Origin of the sequence: Mycobacterium parascrofulaceum ATCC BAA-614, from assembly GCF_000164135.1 — a bacterium.
GTDB lineage: Bacteria > Actinomycetota > Actinomycetes > Mycobacteriales > Mycobacteriaceae > Mycobacterium > Mycobacterium parascrofulaceum.
In genome coordinates, this window is sequence record NZ_GG770557.1 from 28,210 (window position 1) to 42,967 (window position 14,758).

16 protein-coding genes are annotated in these 14,758 nt (G+C 70.1%); 6 read left to right on the plus strand and 10 right to left on the minus strand.

Features of this window, described 5'->3' with window-relative positions:
- Positions 1-263 precede the first annotated feature (263 nt).
- From HMPREF0591_RS21485 to HMPREF0591_RS21510, 6 genes are all read left to right on the plus strand, one after another.
- Positions 264-515 carry a hypothetical protein gene (locus HMPREF0591_RS21485; protein WP_005116458.1) on the plus strand — a complete coding sequence of 84 codons (252 nt, stop codon included), beginning with the start codon at positions 264-266 and terminating at the stop codon, positions 513-515.
- Positions 512-1,156, plus strand: coding sequence for a P-loop NTPase family protein (locus HMPREF0591_RS21490; RefSeq protein WP_005116457.1), 645 nt, complete (start codon positions 512-514; stop codon positions 1,154-1,156). The genes HMPREF0591_RS21485 and HMPREF0591_RS21490 overlap by 4 nt, the downstream gene beginning before the upstream one ends.
- Before the next feature lie 255 nt (positions 1,157-1,411).
- Positions 1,412-3,088, plus strand: coding sequence for a PP2C family protein-serine/threonine phosphatase (locus tag HMPREF0591_RS21495; RefSeq protein ID WP_007170767.1), 1,677 nt, complete (start codon positions 1,412-1,414; stop codon positions 3,086-3,088).
- The gene (locus tag HMPREF0591_RS21500) at positions 3,085-4,188 is read left to right on the plus strand and encodes a cobalamin B12-binding domain-containing protein (protein ID WP_007170768.1); all 1,104 of its coding nucleotides are present in this window, start codon (positions 3,085-3,087) and stop codon (positions 4,186-4,188) included. The genes HMPREF0591_RS21495 and HMPREF0591_RS21500 overlap by 4 nt, the downstream gene beginning before the upstream one ends.
- The gene (locus tag HMPREF0591_RS21505) at positions 4,185-4,565 is read left to right on the plus strand and encodes an STAS domain-containing protein (protein WP_007170769.1); all 381 of its coding nucleotides are present in this window, start codon (positions 4,185-4,187) and stop codon (positions 4,563-4,565) included. Before HMPREF0591_RS21500 ends, HMPREF0591_RS21505 begins: the two co-directional genes overlap by 4 nt.
- 66 nt (positions 4,566-4,631) lie before the next feature.
- Positions 4,632-5,318 carry a phosphoribosyltransferase gene (locus tag HMPREF0591_RS21510; RefSeq protein ID WP_007170770.1) on the plus strand — a complete coding sequence of 229 codons (687 nt, stop codon included), beginning with the start codon at positions 4,632-4,634 and terminating at the stop codon, positions 5,316-5,318.
- A gap of 4 nt (positions 5,319-5,322) precedes the next feature.
- Here HMPREF0591_RS21510 and HMPREF0591_RS21515 read toward each other — a convergent pair whose 3' ends face one another.
- From HMPREF0591_RS21515 to murG, 10 genes are all read right to left on the minus strand, one after another.
- Entirely contained in the window at positions 5,323-5,655 is a 333-nt protein-coding gene (locus HMPREF0591_RS21515; RefSeq protein WP_007170771.1) for a hypothetical protein, read from the minus strand.
- A gap of 51 nt (positions 5,656-5,706) precedes the next feature.
- Complete coding sequence (gene wag31 / locus HMPREF0591_RS21520) at positions 5,707-6,507, minus strand: DivIVA-like cell division protein Wag31 (RefSeq protein ID WP_007170772.1); 801 nt, start codon at positions 6,505-6,507, stop codon at positions 5,707-5,709.
- Positions 6,508-6,760: 253 nt separating this feature from the next.
- Positions 6,761-7,051 carry a YggT family protein gene (locus HMPREF0591_RS21525; RefSeq protein ID WP_007170773.1) on the minus strand — a complete coding sequence of 97 codons (291 nt, stop codon included), beginning with the start codon at positions 7,049-7,051 and terminating at the stop codon, positions 6,761-6,763.
- A 157-nt stretch (positions 7,052-7,208) separates the two neighbouring features.
- Positions 7,209-7,865 carry a cell division protein SepF gene (locus HMPREF0591_RS21530; RefSeq protein WP_007170774.1) on the minus strand — a complete coding sequence of 219 codons (657 nt, stop codon included), beginning with the start codon at positions 7,863-7,865 and terminating at the stop codon, positions 7,209-7,211.
- 61 nt (positions 7,866-7,926) lie between these two features.
- Positions 7,927-8,715 carry a YggS family pyridoxal phosphate-dependent enzyme gene (locus HMPREF0591_RS21535; protein ID WP_007170775.1) on the minus strand — a complete coding sequence of 263 codons (789 nt, stop codon included), beginning with the start codon at positions 8,713-8,715 and terminating at the stop codon, positions 7,927-7,929.
- 5 nt (positions 8,716-8,720) lie between these two features.
- Positions 8,721-9,428, minus strand: coding sequence for a peptidoglycan editing factor PgeF (pgeF, locus tag HMPREF0591_RS21540; protein ID WP_040623671.1), 708 nt, complete (start codon positions 9,426-9,428; stop codon positions 8,721-8,723).
- Positions 9,429-9,529: 101 nt separating this feature from the next.
- On the minus strand, positions 9,530-10,681 hold the full coding sequence (ftsZ, locus tag HMPREF0591_RS21545) for a cell division protein FtsZ (protein ID WP_040623672.1): 1,152 nt from the start codon (positions 10,679-10,681) through the stop codon (positions 9,530-9,532).
- A gap of 248 nt (positions 10,682-10,929) precedes the next feature.
- Positions 10,930-11,907 (minus strand): cell division protein FtsQ/DivIB, encoded by a 978-nt coding sequence (locus HMPREF0591_RS21550; RefSeq protein ID WP_007170778.1) that lies wholly within the window; start codon positions 11,905-11,907, stop codon positions 10,930-10,932.
- Positions 11,904-13,364 (minus strand): UDP-N-acetylmuramate--L-alanine ligase, encoded by a 1,461-nt coding sequence (murC, locus tag HMPREF0591_RS21555; RefSeq protein ID WP_007170779.1) that lies wholly within the window; start codon positions 13,362-13,364, stop codon positions 11,904-11,906. The genes HMPREF0591_RS21550 and murC overlap by 4 nt, the downstream gene beginning before the upstream one ends.
- The gene (gene murG, locus HMPREF0591_RS21560; RefSeq protein WP_007170780.1) at positions 13,361-14,581 is read right to left on the minus strand and encodes an undecaprenyldiphospho-muramoylpentapeptide beta-N-acetylglucosaminyltransferase; all 1,221 of its coding nucleotides are present in this window, start codon (positions 14,579-14,581) and stop codon (positions 13,361-13,363) included. Before murG ends, murC begins: the two co-directional genes overlap by 4 nt.
- Between the last annotated feature and the right edge of the window lie 177 nt (positions 14,582-14,758).

Consider the following 14,758-nt stretch of genomic DNA (forward strand, 5'->3'; position numbering starts at 1 on the left):
CTGGAGCGTAGCGGTCATCGATGTCGGCCACGGCGGATGCGCCGCGGGGCCGTGACCGCAATGTTTTCCACGACGTGGACTCCGTGAACGACACCGTCAGGACACCAGCGGAAGTGCAGTTTCAATGATCGCCTTTCCGAAGTCCGAGTCGGCCGCGGCGACGATCGAGGTGGCTCCGCTGCGACGCCGAAAGACCGAAACTCTTGACTTTGTAGCGTGTTTCTAGTTACTCTTGACACACCGCAAGCCTTAAGGGGATCATTGTGAACAATGATGTCAAAGACATCGCCGAATGGGCCAGGTCGCAGGGCTGGACCGTCCTCGACGACACAAAGGGATACAGCCGGTTCTACGATCCGCAGGGCAATTACGTGACGTACTACCCAGCTAGCCCGAGCCGTCCGAATCGGCGGATGGCCGACTTGAAGGTGGACCTGAAGAAGGCGGGCTTACAGATCCCACCCCCAAGCAAGAAAGAACAGCGGTCGCAACGCAGGAAGGGAGAGACAAAGTGAACGACGATTGGGTTATCTCCTTCACCTTCAACGTCGACCCGTCGATGGAGACGATGGACCGCTGGGAGACCCAACTCGAGGGCCTCGACGGTTCGGTCGCGCGGATCCCCGGCCACGGCGTCGATGTGACGACGTATGCATCGGGCGGTATGTCCGTGATCGAAGCTGCCGAGAAGATGGCCAACGAGGTTATACACATCGTTCATGCGGAGCCGGTCGGCATGGAGGTGATGCGGGAAGCGCAGTGGCAGCGCCGGGCGGACGAGCCGACGTTGCCAGAGTTGATGTCGGCCGCCGAGATCGCTGAAGAGCTGGGCATTTCCCGTCAGCGCGTGCACCAGCTGCGCCGCACTGCGATGTTCCCTGCGCCGTTGGCGGATCTGCGCGGAGGTGCAGTATGGGATGCCGCCGCGATTCGGAAGTTCAGCAGCGACTGGAAGCGTCAGCCCGGACGGCCGGCAGGCGACTTCTACGTGCAATATGAGCACTTCGTTGAGGGCCAATGGCAGCTGGACACGACGTTCGGTCCGACGACAGAACATCGGGCTTGGGCTTTCTACAAGCAGGCGATCGAGCACCCACACATGCGCTACGTCCGGCTGATGCGCGGTGCAGACGACTTAATCGCGTCACACGAGTAGCTCCCGGCTGGCGTTCAGCGCCCCAATCGCAAGATCGCAACCCGTGTCGCAGGTGGCCAAGTCCCCCCTCGGACACGCGTGGTGCAGGCCGGTGGGACGGCCCGCAGAACTCCCCGCAACAGGGGTCGAGAAATGGCCCCTCCGCTGCACGTTCGACGCTTGGCCAGCGCCAGCCAACCTCTTCCGCAATCCAGCACACGTAGAGTCGGCATGGCGTTAGCGAAATCGAATTCCCCGCGTTGACAGGTCAACTGCATGCATGAGGGTGCCCACGTAGGCGTCGAGAGCGACCTGGACGCTTTGTGGGCGGCCGTGCCCTGCCCGACGCTGGTCGTCGATCGCGAGGGGATCGTGCAGGCGCTGAGCGGGTCGGCAGAATCCCTGCTGCCCGGCGCGGTGCCGGGCGGCCGGATCGACGAGTCGGTCGACTGGCTTTCGAGCGCCCACCATCATCTCGTCGAATTTTCCCCCGGCGCGGCCGGCCGGGACGCGTCGCTCGTCTCGGGAAGTGTCGTCTCGGGAAGTGTGGGCGGCCGCAAGTTCGACGCGCACGCCGCGGTGCTGCCCAGCGGCGAGGTGGCGTGGTCGCTGGTCGAGGACACCGGCCAGTTGTTGCGCGAGGCGCAGGAAGCGCTGGCGCGGGAGCAGGAGCGCACGGCGATCCTGCTCGAGGCATCCTCCGTGTTGAACGCGTCGCTGAACGTCGACCGCTGCCGGGAAGCGACCGTGCAGATGGCCGCCCGGCACCTGGCGGACGCGGCGGTGTTGGTGGCCCCGGCGGGCCGCGGCCGGCGGCTGCCGGTGTTCTACAGCGACCTGACCGGGCCGGTGGAGCAGTGCAGCGTCGACGCCGACCCCGCGGTGGTGGCGGGTTTGAGCGAGGCCCTGCACGGGTTCCCGCCCGTTTCCTCCGGTTGGATCGACCCGGTGAGTGTGCCCGATTGGCTTGTCCCACAACATTTCTCGGGTTCGGTGGGGTCCGTGATGATCTTGACGCTGCCGGGCCACGGCGTTTCGGCGGGGGCGTTGGTGTTGCTGCGGCGCACCGATCGGCCGGTGTACAGCGCCGACGAAGAGATGTTCGCCGGCCTGTTCGCCGCGCGGGCCGGGGCGGCGTTGTCCGCCGCGCGCCTCTACGCCGAGCAGGCCGCCATCACCCGCACGCTGATGCGTGACCTGCTGCCCCCGCCGCTGCACGGGCTGCACGGCATCGAGTTCGCCGGCGGGTACCGGGCCTCGAAGGATTACGAGGTGGTCGGCGGCGATTTCTACGACTTCCACCCGGCGGTGCGTCCCGAGGACGAGACCCTGGTGGTGCTGGGCGACGTGTGCGGCAAGGGCCTGGACGCCGCCGTGATGACCGGCAAGATCCGCAACACGCTGCAGGCGCTGACGCCGCTGGCCGAGGACCACGAGGGGGTGCTCACCCTGCTCAACCGCGCGATGCTGTCGTCGGACCACACCAGGTTCGCCACGTTGGTCCTGGCCTCGGTCGCCTACCGGGACGGGCAGGTGGCGCTGCGGTTGACCTGCGCCGGGCATCCACCGCCGTTGATCGTGCGCCACGACGGGCAGGTGGAAGAAGCCAACACCAAGGGCACGCTGGTCGGCGCCCTGGAGCGGATCACCGTGCAATCGTTCGAGACCCACCTCGCACCGGGCGAGACGTGCGTGCTGTACACCGACGGCATCACCGAGGCCCGCGGCGGCCCGCTCGGCAACGACTTCTTCGGTGAGCAACGCCTGGCGGCCGCGCTGACCGGATGCGCCGGCATGCCGGCCGAGGCGGTCGTCGAACGCGTCTTGATGCTGGCCTCGGAGTGGGTGGGGCAGCGCGTGCACGACGACATCGCCGTCGTCGCCATCACCGCCCCGCAGCGGACGCACCTGAGCGCCGTCGACGGCCACACCCGGGGCAGGTACGTCGCATGACTTCTTACGACACCGATACGACGGCCTCGCCCGCCACCGGTGACGCCGACGTATTGCTGGTCCGCGAGCGGCTGTGGGGCGCCCTCGCCGACCGTGACGAGTATGCGGCGGCTGCCACCGTGTTCGCCGCGATGGACTCGGGCATGACACCCGAGGACGTGCTGCTCGAGGTGATCGCGCCCGTCCAGCACAGGGTGGGCGCCGAGTGGGCCGCCAACCGCATCGGCGTCGCGCAGGAACACGCCGCTACGGCCATCAACGACCGCGTTATCGCGGCGCTGGCTCATCACTCCGTCGGCAAATTCGCGGCCCACGGCGGCCGGGTCACCCTGGCGTGCGTCGACGGGGAGTGGCACGCTTTGCCCGCCCGCCTGCTGGCCGAGGTGCTGCGGCTGCGCGGCTGGCAGGTCGACTTCCTCGGGGCGCAGGTACCGACCCCGCATCTGATCGCGCACCTGCACCAGCACGGCCCCGACGTGGTGGCGCTCTCCTGCTCGATCCCCACCCGGTTGCCCAACGCGCACGCCGCGATCGTCGCGTGCCAGTCCGCCGGGTTTCCCGTCCTGGCCGGCGGCGCCGCCTTCGGCCGCGACGGCCGCTTCGCCCGTCAGCTGGGCGCCGACGCGTGGGCGCCCGATGCCCGGACCGCAGAGGAACGCCTGCGCCGCGGATTCCCCGCCGTCCGGCGCGTTCCCAACCGACAACCCGTCGACGACCTGCCGCACCTGGCCGACCAGGAATACACCTTGGCGAGTCGCAGCGCGCCACAACTGGTCAAGTCCACCGTCACCGACCTGGAGGATCGCTTTCCCGCCATGCGCGCCTATTCCGCGGAGCAGCATCAGCGCACCGTCGAGGACGTCGCCCACATCGTCGACTTCCTCACCGTGAGCCTGTACACCGACGACGACGCGTTGTTCGCCGACTTCGTGACCTGGACAGCCGAGATCCTCGCCGCCCGCGGCGTCCCGGCGGCGTCGCTGCATCCGGCGTTGGATTTGCTGACGATCCAACTCAATGACTTTCCCCGCAGCCGGCGCCTACTGCGGACAGCAAACGATGCCCTCACTGCTCTCACCGGCCCAGGAGCGTCCGAATGAACCTCTCAGTGAACGTCGTCACCACCGGGCGGACGGCCCGCCTGCAGGTTCGCGGTGACCTGGTCTACGAGACCGTGGACGCCATGGTCGACGCCGCCGATCGGCTGCTCGGCCAACAGCCGACCCCCGCAGACCTGCACCTCGACCTGGCCGCGCTGGAGTTCTGCGATTCCGCCGGCCTGTCCGGGTTACTCCTCGTCCATCGCCGGAGCCATCAGGCGGGCGCGCGACTGCACCTGGACAACCGACCGAGATTCCTGGATCGCATCCTCGACGTCACCGGAACGTTCGAGCACCTCGTCGCCGCGTCCGACGCGGGGACGGCGGGCTCCGACCGCCGGGGCCGGAACGCTCCGGGAGAAACCCGCGTGCGCTGACCCCAGTGCGGTGACCGACAGTGCGGTGACCGGCAGCGCGCCAGCCCGTAGGCTGGGTGGCGACCGATGACACCCAACGGATTCCCTCCCCACACTGCTTCGCGCACGTTTCGCGACCGTCGCGAGGCCGGTCGCGCGCTGGCCGAGCAGTTGATCCACTACCGCGACCGGGACGACGTGCTGGTGTTCGGGCTGGCGCGCGGTGGCGTGCCGGTGGCCTGGGAGGTCGCCGCGGCGCTGCGCGCGCCCCTCGATGTGTTCCTCGTCCGCAAGCTCGGGGTCCCGCGCTGGTCGGAACTCGCCATGGGCGCCTTGGCCAGCGGCGGTTGCGTGGTGATGAACGACGACGTGGTGGCCAGTCTGGGCATCACCGACGAGCAGGTGCGCGAGGTGATCGACAGCGAGGCCGCCGAACTCGCCCGCCGTGAGAACGCCTATCGGGGCGGCCGCCCGCCGGCCGACCCGGCGGGCAAGGTGGCCATCCTGGTCGACGACGGGATCGCCACCGGCGCCAGCATGCTGGCCGCCGTCCGGGCGCTGCGCGCCGGCAGGCCCGGCGCGGCCCCCACATCGATCGTGGTCGCGGTCCCGGTGGGACCGCCGTCGACCTGCCATGTGCTCGCGCTCGAGGCCGACGACCTGGTGTGCGTGACGATGCCGCCGGGGTTCGAAGCCGTCGGGCAGGTTTACGCCGATTTCCACCAGGTCAGCGACGACGAGGTGCGCGAGACGCTCGCCTCCCCCACCCGCTGAGCTGTTACTTGGCGGCCTCGTCGCCGCGGCCCTCCGCCGGCACCGCCGGCTGGTCCTCCGACGATTCGTAGACGCCCGATTCGTGGACGCCCTCGTGCGGGGCTTCCTCGGGGTAGTCGACGGTCTCTTCGCCCTCCGGCACCTCGTCCACGTGCTCCGGCTCCGCGCCGCCCGCGTCGCGTCGCTGCCGCTCCTGCAGCGCGTCGACGATCAACAGCACCACGCCGAGCACGCTGGCGCCGATGCAGACCCAGGCCACCAACTCGTTGCTCGTCACCACGGCGAACACCAGCGCAACGAGCCCGACAAGGGCGAGTACCAGCGCAATGATCAGCATCGGTCATCCTCCAAGCGACGAGCGGGACAGCGTGCAGCTCCGCCTGAGAGGCTAGTTGTTACCCCGGTTGAATTGGTCGAACCCGCCGGCGTCGGCGCTGGAGTCGACGGGCGCCGCCGATCCGCGCTGACCGAGCTCTTCGAGCTGCGACTCCAGGTAGGTCTTGAGCCGGGTCCGGTACTCGCGTTCGAAGGTGCGCAGCTGCTCGAGGCGGCCTTCCAGGACGGTGCGCTGCTGGTTGATCGTGCCCATGATCTCGGAGTGCTTGCGTTCGGCGTCGGCCTGCAGGGCGTCGGCCTTCTCCTGCGCCTGACGCAGCTGCGTCTCGGAGCGCGTTTGCGCGTCCGCGAGCATCGCGTCGGCGCGCTGCCGCGCCTCGGTGACCGTGGTCTCGGCGGTCTGGCGGGCCTCGGTGAGGATTTGGTCGGCGTTGGCGCGGGCGTCGGCCAGCATCTTGTCCGACTCCGCCTTCGCGGTGCTGGTCAGCCGGTCGGCGGTGTCCTGGGCCAGGCTCAGCACCCGGGCGGCCTTCATGGCCTGCTCCTCGTTGCTGGCGGCAGATGCGGCCGCCGCCGGTGCGGCCTTGGGCGCCGGCTCCGGCTCGGGGACGGGAATCGCCTGGGTGGGCGCAGCCGCGGCGGCCGGGGTGGTGCCGGCGCCACCGCCGGAGGCCAGCTCCTGGTCCAGCTCCTCGATCCGCTGGCGCAGATCGCTGTTCTCCTCGATGAGCCGCGTCAGCTCGGCCTCGACCAGATCGAGGAAGGCGTCGACCTCGTCTTCGTTGTAGCCCCGCTTGCCGATCGGTGGCTTACTGAACGCCACATTGTGGACGTCGGCTGGTGTAAGCGGCATTGTTTCGTCCCCTCAAGTTCCTGTCTAACGTTCTGGAAAGTGTAGAACGCAGTGGTAGCCGTCGTGCAACTGCCGTCCATCCTGTCACACCAGGCGCGACCGTTGCTGTTTAGGCCAATAAATAAGAACCAATTTCAAACGCTCAGGGCAATAAAATCCGAATCCTTAGAATTTTTAAATCGCACGAACCAAACCGACGCTAAAACGTGGCCGAACCGTCTCCAGGCTGGGTCGGCGGGCTCGCCCAACCGGCCTACGCCGCGGCGCCGAAGGCCAGTTGCATGCCGATGAAGGCGACGAGCAGCAGCACCATGATGGACAGGTCGAAACGGACCGCGCCGATGGTGAGTTGCGGGATCAGCCGGCGCAGCAGCTTCACCGGCGGATCGGTGATCGACATGATGATCTCCAGGATCACCACGGTGATGCCGGTGGGGTGCCAGTCACGGCTGAACGAGCGAATGAACTCGACGACGACTCGGGCGATGAGCAGCAGCCAGAAGATGAACAGCGCAAACCCAAGGATCTGAAAGAACAGCACCAACTGAAGAGCCCCGACCTTACCGATGAGATGTCAAACGCCGCGGGCATGCGCGGCGCCTGCCAGCGTACCGACTCCGAGCCCCGGCCCACATCTCAGCCGGCCCGGCGAACGACAGCCGACCAGCGAGCGGCGGCGAACCGGCGTCGCCGAACCGGGGTTATTGGTAAGCGTAGAAGCCGGTTTCGGCGATCCGGCGGCGCTCCTCCGGGGACACGTCGACATCGGCGGGCGAGAGCAGGAACACCTTGGTCGCCACCTTGTCGAAGGAGCCCCGCAGCGCGAAGGCCAACCCGGCCGCGAAGTCGACGAGCCGCTTCGCGTCGGCGTTGTCCATCGACACCAGGTCCATGATGACCGGGGTGCCGTCGCGGAACCGCTCGCCGATGGTGCGGGCCTCGCTGTAGTCCTTCGGCCGCAGCGTGGTGATCTTCGAGAGCGGGTGACCCTCCTCGAACATCATCGCCATCCGGCGCGGGTCCATCGCCAGCGCGCCGCGGGTGGAGTTGCGCAGCCACGACCCGAAGCGGGGCCGGCCCATCTCGGGCCGCTCGAACTCGCGGGGATGGACCTCGCGGGGATGGACCGCGCCGTAGCGCGGCTCGTCCCCGTAGCCGCCGCGGTAGCCGCCCGGCGGCGGGTAGTCGGCGGGCTCGCGCGGGTCGTCATAGTCGCGGCCCTCGTAGCGGCCGTACCCGTCGTCGAAACGCGGGCGCGGGAAGCCGCGGGAGGGTGCGTGGTCGTCGTAATACTCGTCGTCGTAGTCGTCCATCGGGGCCATACCGAAATAGGCCTTGACTTTGTGCAGTGTGCTCATTGCGTTGACCCTTCCAGCCCCTGATGCTTGGTGTCAGTGATGAAGATGTGACTACAGTGACTCAATACGGTGACGGTAGCGGCCGCGGGCCCAATAGCGCGGTACCGACACGCACACATGTGGAACCGTGTTTGACGGCAATTTCGAAATCGTCGGACATGCCCGCGGACAGGCCGACCGCGTTCGGGTGGGATTGCAGCACCCGCAGGTGCTCCGTCCGCAGCCGCCCGAAGGCCGCGTCGGGATCCGAGCCCAGCGGCGGGATGGCCATCAGCCCGGCCAGTTCCAGGTGTTTTGCCTCTTCGGCCTGCGCGCACAGCTGGTCGACGGCCCCCGGCGCCGAGATGTCGACCCCGCCCCGGGACGCGTCGCCGTCGAGGCTGATCTGTATGTAGACCCGCATCGGATCGGCGCGGCGGCCCTCCGCGATGGCCGCCGACACCCCCTTGTCGAGCGCGCTGACGAGGTGCAAGCTGTCGACCGAGTGGGCGGTGTGCGCCCACCGGGCGACCGAGCGGGCCTTGTTCCGCTGAATGTGGCCCACCATGTGCCAGCGCAAGGCCGGCCCGTCCGACCGCGAGGAGGCCGCCAACAGTTTGGTGACTTCGCTCACTTTCGCCGACGCCTCTTGATCCCGCGATTCGCCGACGGCCCGGCAACCCAATCGCGACAAAGTCACGACATCGGTTGCTGGAAAGAATTTGGTAATCGGCAGCAGTTCGATTTCGCCCACATTGCGGCCCGCCGCTTCCGCGGCCGCCGCCAGGCGTGAGCGCACGGCCGCCAATGCGTGCGTCAATTCCGTTTCGCGGTCTCTGTGAGCCGCCGCGCCCGGCATCCTGTCGGCCATCGCGGTCACTCCATCCACACCAGCGAGGCGAGCCGTCCGGTCGGCGCGTCCCGGCGGTGGCTGAACAACGTCGGGTCGGCGACCGTGCACCGCGGGTCGACGTCGATGGCCGTCACACCCAAATCCTTTAATTGGCATGCGATCCCGGCCCGGAGGTCGAGGCCGGGAGTGCCGGCGGCCGTCGTGGTGCGGCTGCCGGGCAGCGCGGCCGCCACCTCGTCTGCCATGGCCTCGGGGACCTCGTAGTTGCGCCCGCTGACCGCCGGGCCCATCAGGGCCGAGATGTCCTCGGCGCGCGCGCCCAGCGCCAGCATCGCCTCCACGGTTCGGGCCACCACCCCGAGCTGGGCGCCGACGCGACCGGCGTGCACCGCCGCCGCGACGCCGGCGCGGGCGTCGGCGAGCAGCACCGGCACGCAGTCCGCGGTCACCACCGCCAGCGCCAGTCGCGGGGTGGCCGTCACCAGCGCATCGGTCTGGTCGACCGCGGCCTCGCGGGGCCCGTCGACGACCTCGACGCGGTCGCCGTGCACCTGGTTCATCCACACCACCCGGTCCGGGCCGAGGCCGATCGCGGTGGCCAGCCGGTTTCGGTTGGCCGACACCGCCGCCGGGTCGTCACCGACGTGGTCGCCCAGGTTGAAGGTGTCGAACGGTCGGGCCGAAACACCGCCCGCGCGGGTGGTGGTGACCCGCCGGATGCGCACGCTCACCCGTTCAGTATCCGGACGGCGGCGCCCGCCAGCGGGCAGCGCCATCCGGCCCTGGTCTTTCGTGGCCGGTTTGTCGCGCACTGGCAAGCAGATCGAGACCCTCAGCGGCGCATGAACGGCGGCACGTCGACGTCGTCGTCGTCGCCGCCGATGTTCAGCGTGGCGCCGTTGGTGTGGACCGGCACGCTGACCGCGTCCACGGGTTCGAACAGTGTCGAGGTGAGCTTGCCGGCCTTCGCCGATTCGATGCGGTGCGCGCCGCCCTTTTCGGCGGCGTTGTCCCCGGTGACCGGTCTGCGGCCGGGACCGGCCGCGCTGAAGCCGGCGGCGATGACGGTGACGCGCACCTCGTCGCCCAGCGAGTCGTCGATGACCGTCCCGAAGATGATGTTGGCGTCCTGGTGGGCGGCGTCCTGCACCAGCGAGGCCGCCTCGTTGATCTCGAACAGGCCCAGGTCGCTGCCGCCGGCGATCGACATCAGTACGCCCTGGGCGCCCTCCATCGATTGCTCGAGCAGCGGCGAGTTGATCGCGATCTCGGCGGCCTTGAGCGACCGCCCCTCGCCGCGCGCCGAGCCGATGCCCATCAGCGCGGTGCCCGCACCGGACATGATGCCCTTGACGTCGGCGAAGTCGACGTTGATCAGGCCCGGCGTGGTGATCAGGTCGGTGATGCCCTGGACGCCGTTGAGGAGCACCTCGTCCGCGCTGCGGAAGGCATCCATCAGGGACACCGCGGCGTCGCCCATCTGCAGCAGCCGGTCGTTGGGGATGACGATGAGGGTGTCGCAGCTTTCGCGGAGCGTATTGATGCCGCCTTCGGCCTGCGAGCCGCGCCGCTTGCCCTCGAAGGAGAACGGCCGGGTGACCACGCCGACAGTCAGCGCGCCCAGCTTGCGGGCGATGCTGGCCACCACGGGCGCGCCGCCCGTGCCCGTCCCGCCACCCTCGCCTGCGGTGACGAACACCATGTCCGCCCCGCGCAGCAGCTCCTCGATCTCGTCCTTGGCGTCCTCGGCGGCCTTGCGGCCGACCTCCGGGTCCGCGCCGGCGCCCAGCCCGCGGGTGGAGTCGCGGCCGACGTCGAGCTTGACGTCGGCGTCGCTCATCAACAGCGCCTGGGCGTCGGTGTTGATCGCGATGAACTCCACGCCCTTGAGGCCCTGTTCGATCATCCGGTTCACGGCGTTGACACCGCCGCCACCGATACCCACGACCTTGATGACGGCCAGGTAGTTATGCGGGGGGGTCATCATTCGTTTTCCTCCCAATGGTGGGCTCAGTTCTTCGCGACGGGGTCCTCCCGAACGTTCGCGGTCCTCCCTGGCAAACCCTCAACCTCAACCATAGAGTTAGAGTTATGTCAAGTAGTTCCGCGCAACCAGAACGGTATGGGCATGGCGCGCCCTAACCCGGCAGGCGCGCCGACGCGCGGCTCGCAAATTTTTTCTGTTGCGACCGTCACACGGCGGGGCCGACGGGACGCGTGACTCCGCCGTCGCTACTTAACCGTGGGCAGGTCGGGGCTCGAAACGTCGTAGGTCCGCCCGGGCTGGGTCAGCAGGGCGGCCAGCTTCTCGGCCTTCTCGTCGGTGCGATCGGTCGTCCCCCAGATGACCACGCGGCCGTCGCCCAGCGTGAGCGTGATCGAGGCCACCGAGGGGGCGGCGATCCGGGCCACCTGGCCGGCGACCTCGGGCCGTAACGCCGTCAGCACCTGCAGCGCGGCCTTGGTCGCCGGGTCGGTGGGGCCGGGGTTGGCGACGTCGAGGTACGGCAGCGCGGGCGGCGGCGGCCCGGTCGCGAAGTCGACGCCGTCACGATCGAAGAGATGCGGGCCGTCCGGAAAGTCCTTCACCGCCACCGGAACTCGTTCGACGATGGTGATGCGCAGCGCCGACGGATACTGGCGCTGCACCCGCGCGCTGGCCACCCGCCGGATCGCCGCCACCCGGTCGGCCACCTGGCTGGTGTTGATCTGCAGCAGCGGCGTCCCGGGCCGTACCCGCGCGGCGTCCAGCACCTCTTCCCGGGTCACCGCCCCGGTGCCGACGACGACGATGCTGCGCGCCGACATCGCGGGCGTGAAATAGAGGACCAGCGCGAGCCCGATACCCAGGACGACCAGCAGCACCGTCACCAACAGCATCTTCAGGCCGCGGACGATGCCCCGGGCGACGGGCTTCGGCTCGTTGACCGCACGCCCGCTGACCCGGCGCTTGGCCTCCCGGCGGGCCTCTTCGATGGCCATCGCACGCGCCTGCGCGGCGCGGCGCTCGGCCCGTTCGCGGCGGGCCCGCCGGCGCGGCCCCTCGAATTCGTCGGCCTCAGGCGGGTTGTCGGGCGTTTCGGGGGTGCCGGGGGTTTCGGTCGCGGGCCCACCGACGAAGAGCGGCTCGGTGACGTCCTCACCGGCCGGCTCCCGCACGCCCAGGTCGCCCGGGCGGTCGGCGGGCGTCGCGTCGTTGGGCTGGGTCATCGCAACACTCCCGGCCTGCCCGGCGCGCTGCGGTTGTCCCGGATCCGCAACTCGGTCACGATCTCCGGCGCCAGCAGCGTCACGTCCCCCGCGCCCATCGTGACGATGACGTCACCGGGGCCGGCCGCCGCGGCCACCTGCTCGGCGACCGCGGAGAAGTTGGGCAGGTAGCGCACCGGCACGCTGACGTGCTCGGCGACGCTGGCGCCGCTGACCCCCGCGAGGGGTTGCTCGCGGGCGCCGTAGACGTCGAGGACGAACACCTCGTCCGCGGCATCCAGCGCGCGACCGAACAGCTCGGCGAATTCCTTTGTCCGCGAATACAAATGGGGCTGAAACACCACCAGGCTGCGACCGCCCCCGCTCTGCTCGAGCACCGTGCGGACCGCGGCCAGCGTGGCGCTGATCTCGGTGGGATGGTGAGCGTAGTCGTCGAAGACGCGCACCGACCCCGCATTGCCCACCAGTTCGAACCGCCGGCGCACCCCCTCGAAGCCGGCCAGCCCGTCGAGCACCGCGTCGACCGAGGCGCCGATCTCCACCGCCGCCAGCAGCGCACCCAGGGCGTTGAGCGCCATGTGCCGGCCGGGCACCGACAGCCGCATCACGCGCGGGTGCGATTCGCCCGCCAACTGGATGTGCGCGACCGCCTCCGTGCCCTGCTGCTCCCAGGACAACAGCGTGGCGGCGTGGTCCCCACCCGGCCCGGACCCGTACCGCAGCACCCGGATGCCCAGCTCGGCGGTGCGTTCCGCCAGCGCGGCCGCGCCCGGGTCGTCGACGCACACCACCAGCGCTCCCCCGGGCGCGAGCCGCTCCACGAACGCGTCGAACACGCCGACGTACGCGTCGGCGCTGCCGTAGAAGTCGAGGTGATCGGTCTCGATGTTGGTGACCACCGCGACGTTGGGCGTGTATTCCAGCAGCGAGCCGTCGCTCTCGTCGGCCTCGGCGACGAAGCAGTCGCCGCTGCCGTGATGCGCGTTGGTTCCGGCCTCGCCCAACTCGCCGCCGACCGCGAACGACGGATCGCGCCCACAGTGCTGCAGCGCCACGATCAGCATCGACGTCGTCGTCGTCTTGCCGTGCGTGCCGGTGACCATCAGCGTGGTGCGCCCCTCCATCAGCCGCGCCAGCACGGCCGGCCGCAGGATCACCGGGATGCCGCGCCGGCGGGCCTCGACGAGCTCGGGGTTGGTCTTCGGGATGGCCGCGTGGGTCGTGATCACGGCGGTCGGGCCGCCGGGTAGCAGGTCGAGCGACGACGCATCATGGCCGATGCGGATCGACGCACCCCGGGCCCGCAACGCGTGCACGCCGCGCGACTCCTTGGCATCCGACCCCGACACGAGCGCGCCGCGATCCAGCAGGATGCGGGCGATGCCCGACATGCCCGCTCCCCCGATGCCCACCATGTGCACCCTGTGCAGCTCGGGGGGCAGCTGTTCGGGGTTCACCGTCGTCCTCCCGCGGCTGCCTTCCTGGCGATGTCGAGCGCGGCCTGCGCCACCTGGCGCGCGGCGTCGGGATGCCCGACGCGCGCGGCGGCCGTCGTCATCGCCGCCAGCCGCGGCGGGTCGTTGAGCAGCCCGGCCACCTCGCGGGCGACCAGCTCCGGGGTCAGGGCGGCGTCGGCGACCAGCATGCCGCCCCCGCCGTTGACCACCGGGAGCGCGTTGAGCCGCTGCTCGCCGTTGCCGATCGGCAGCGGCACGTAGATGGCCGGCAACCCGACCGCCGAGACCTCGGCGACGGTCATGGCGCCGGACCGGCAGATCGCCAGGTCGGCGGCGGCGTAGGCCAGGTCCATCCGGTCGAGATAGGGCACGGCCACGTACGGCGGATCGCCGGGTTGGCTCTGCGGCAGCTCGAGGGTGTTTTTGGGGCCGTGCGCGTGCAGCACCGAGACGCCCGCGGCCGCCAGGGCGGCGGCGGCCCCGGACACCGCCCGGTTCAGCGACACCGCGCCCTGCGAGCCGCCGAACACCAGCAACACCCGCGCGTCGTCGGCGAAGCCGAAGTGCTTGCGGGCCTCGGCGCGCAGCGCCGCGCGGTCGAGGGAGGTGATGGCCTCGCGCACCGGCACCCCGACCACCTCGGCGCGCGGCAGCCCGCAATCGGCCACCGCCGAGAGCACCCGGTCGGCGCGGCGGGCGCCGACCCGATTGGCCAGCCCCGCGCTGGCGTTGGCTTCGTGGATGAGCACCGGGACGCGGCGCCTGCGGCCCAGGCCGCGGGGTATCCCGCGGGCGGCCAGGTACGCCGGTAGCGCCACGTAGCCGCCGAAGCCGATGATGACGTCGGCGTCGACGGCGTCGAGCACGGCGCGGGTCTCCCGGACCGCGCGCCACACCCGTGGGGGGAGCCGCGCCAGGTCGCCGCTGGGCTTACGCGGCAGCGGCACCGGCGTGATCAGCTCGAGGTGGTATCCGCGCTCGGGCACCAGCCGGGTCTCGAGCCCGCGGTGGGTGCCCAGTGCGGTGATGCGCACGTGCGGATCGAGCGCGCTCAGCGCGTCGGCCACCGCCATCGCGGGCTCCACGTGGCCGGCGGTGCCGCCGCCGGCCAGCACCACCGACAGGGGCTCGAGCGGCTCGAAAGCCGGCAACGCGGCACCGGCGGGCTGGGGGGTTGCCCCCAGCCCGCCGGCCGGCATGCTGACCGTGTCGTTCACCCGTAACGCTGACCTTCCAATGCGCGATCGCGCCGTGCCTGACGCTGGCCGGCGCCCCGACTGGCAGAGCGCTGGCCAGATCCATGATGCACCGCCCTGCGGGCCGGCCGGGCGGCTGTGCGCGAGAACGCCGGCCGCAGCGGTTCGCCGTCCTGGTGGGTGGCCGCGCGGGCGGCC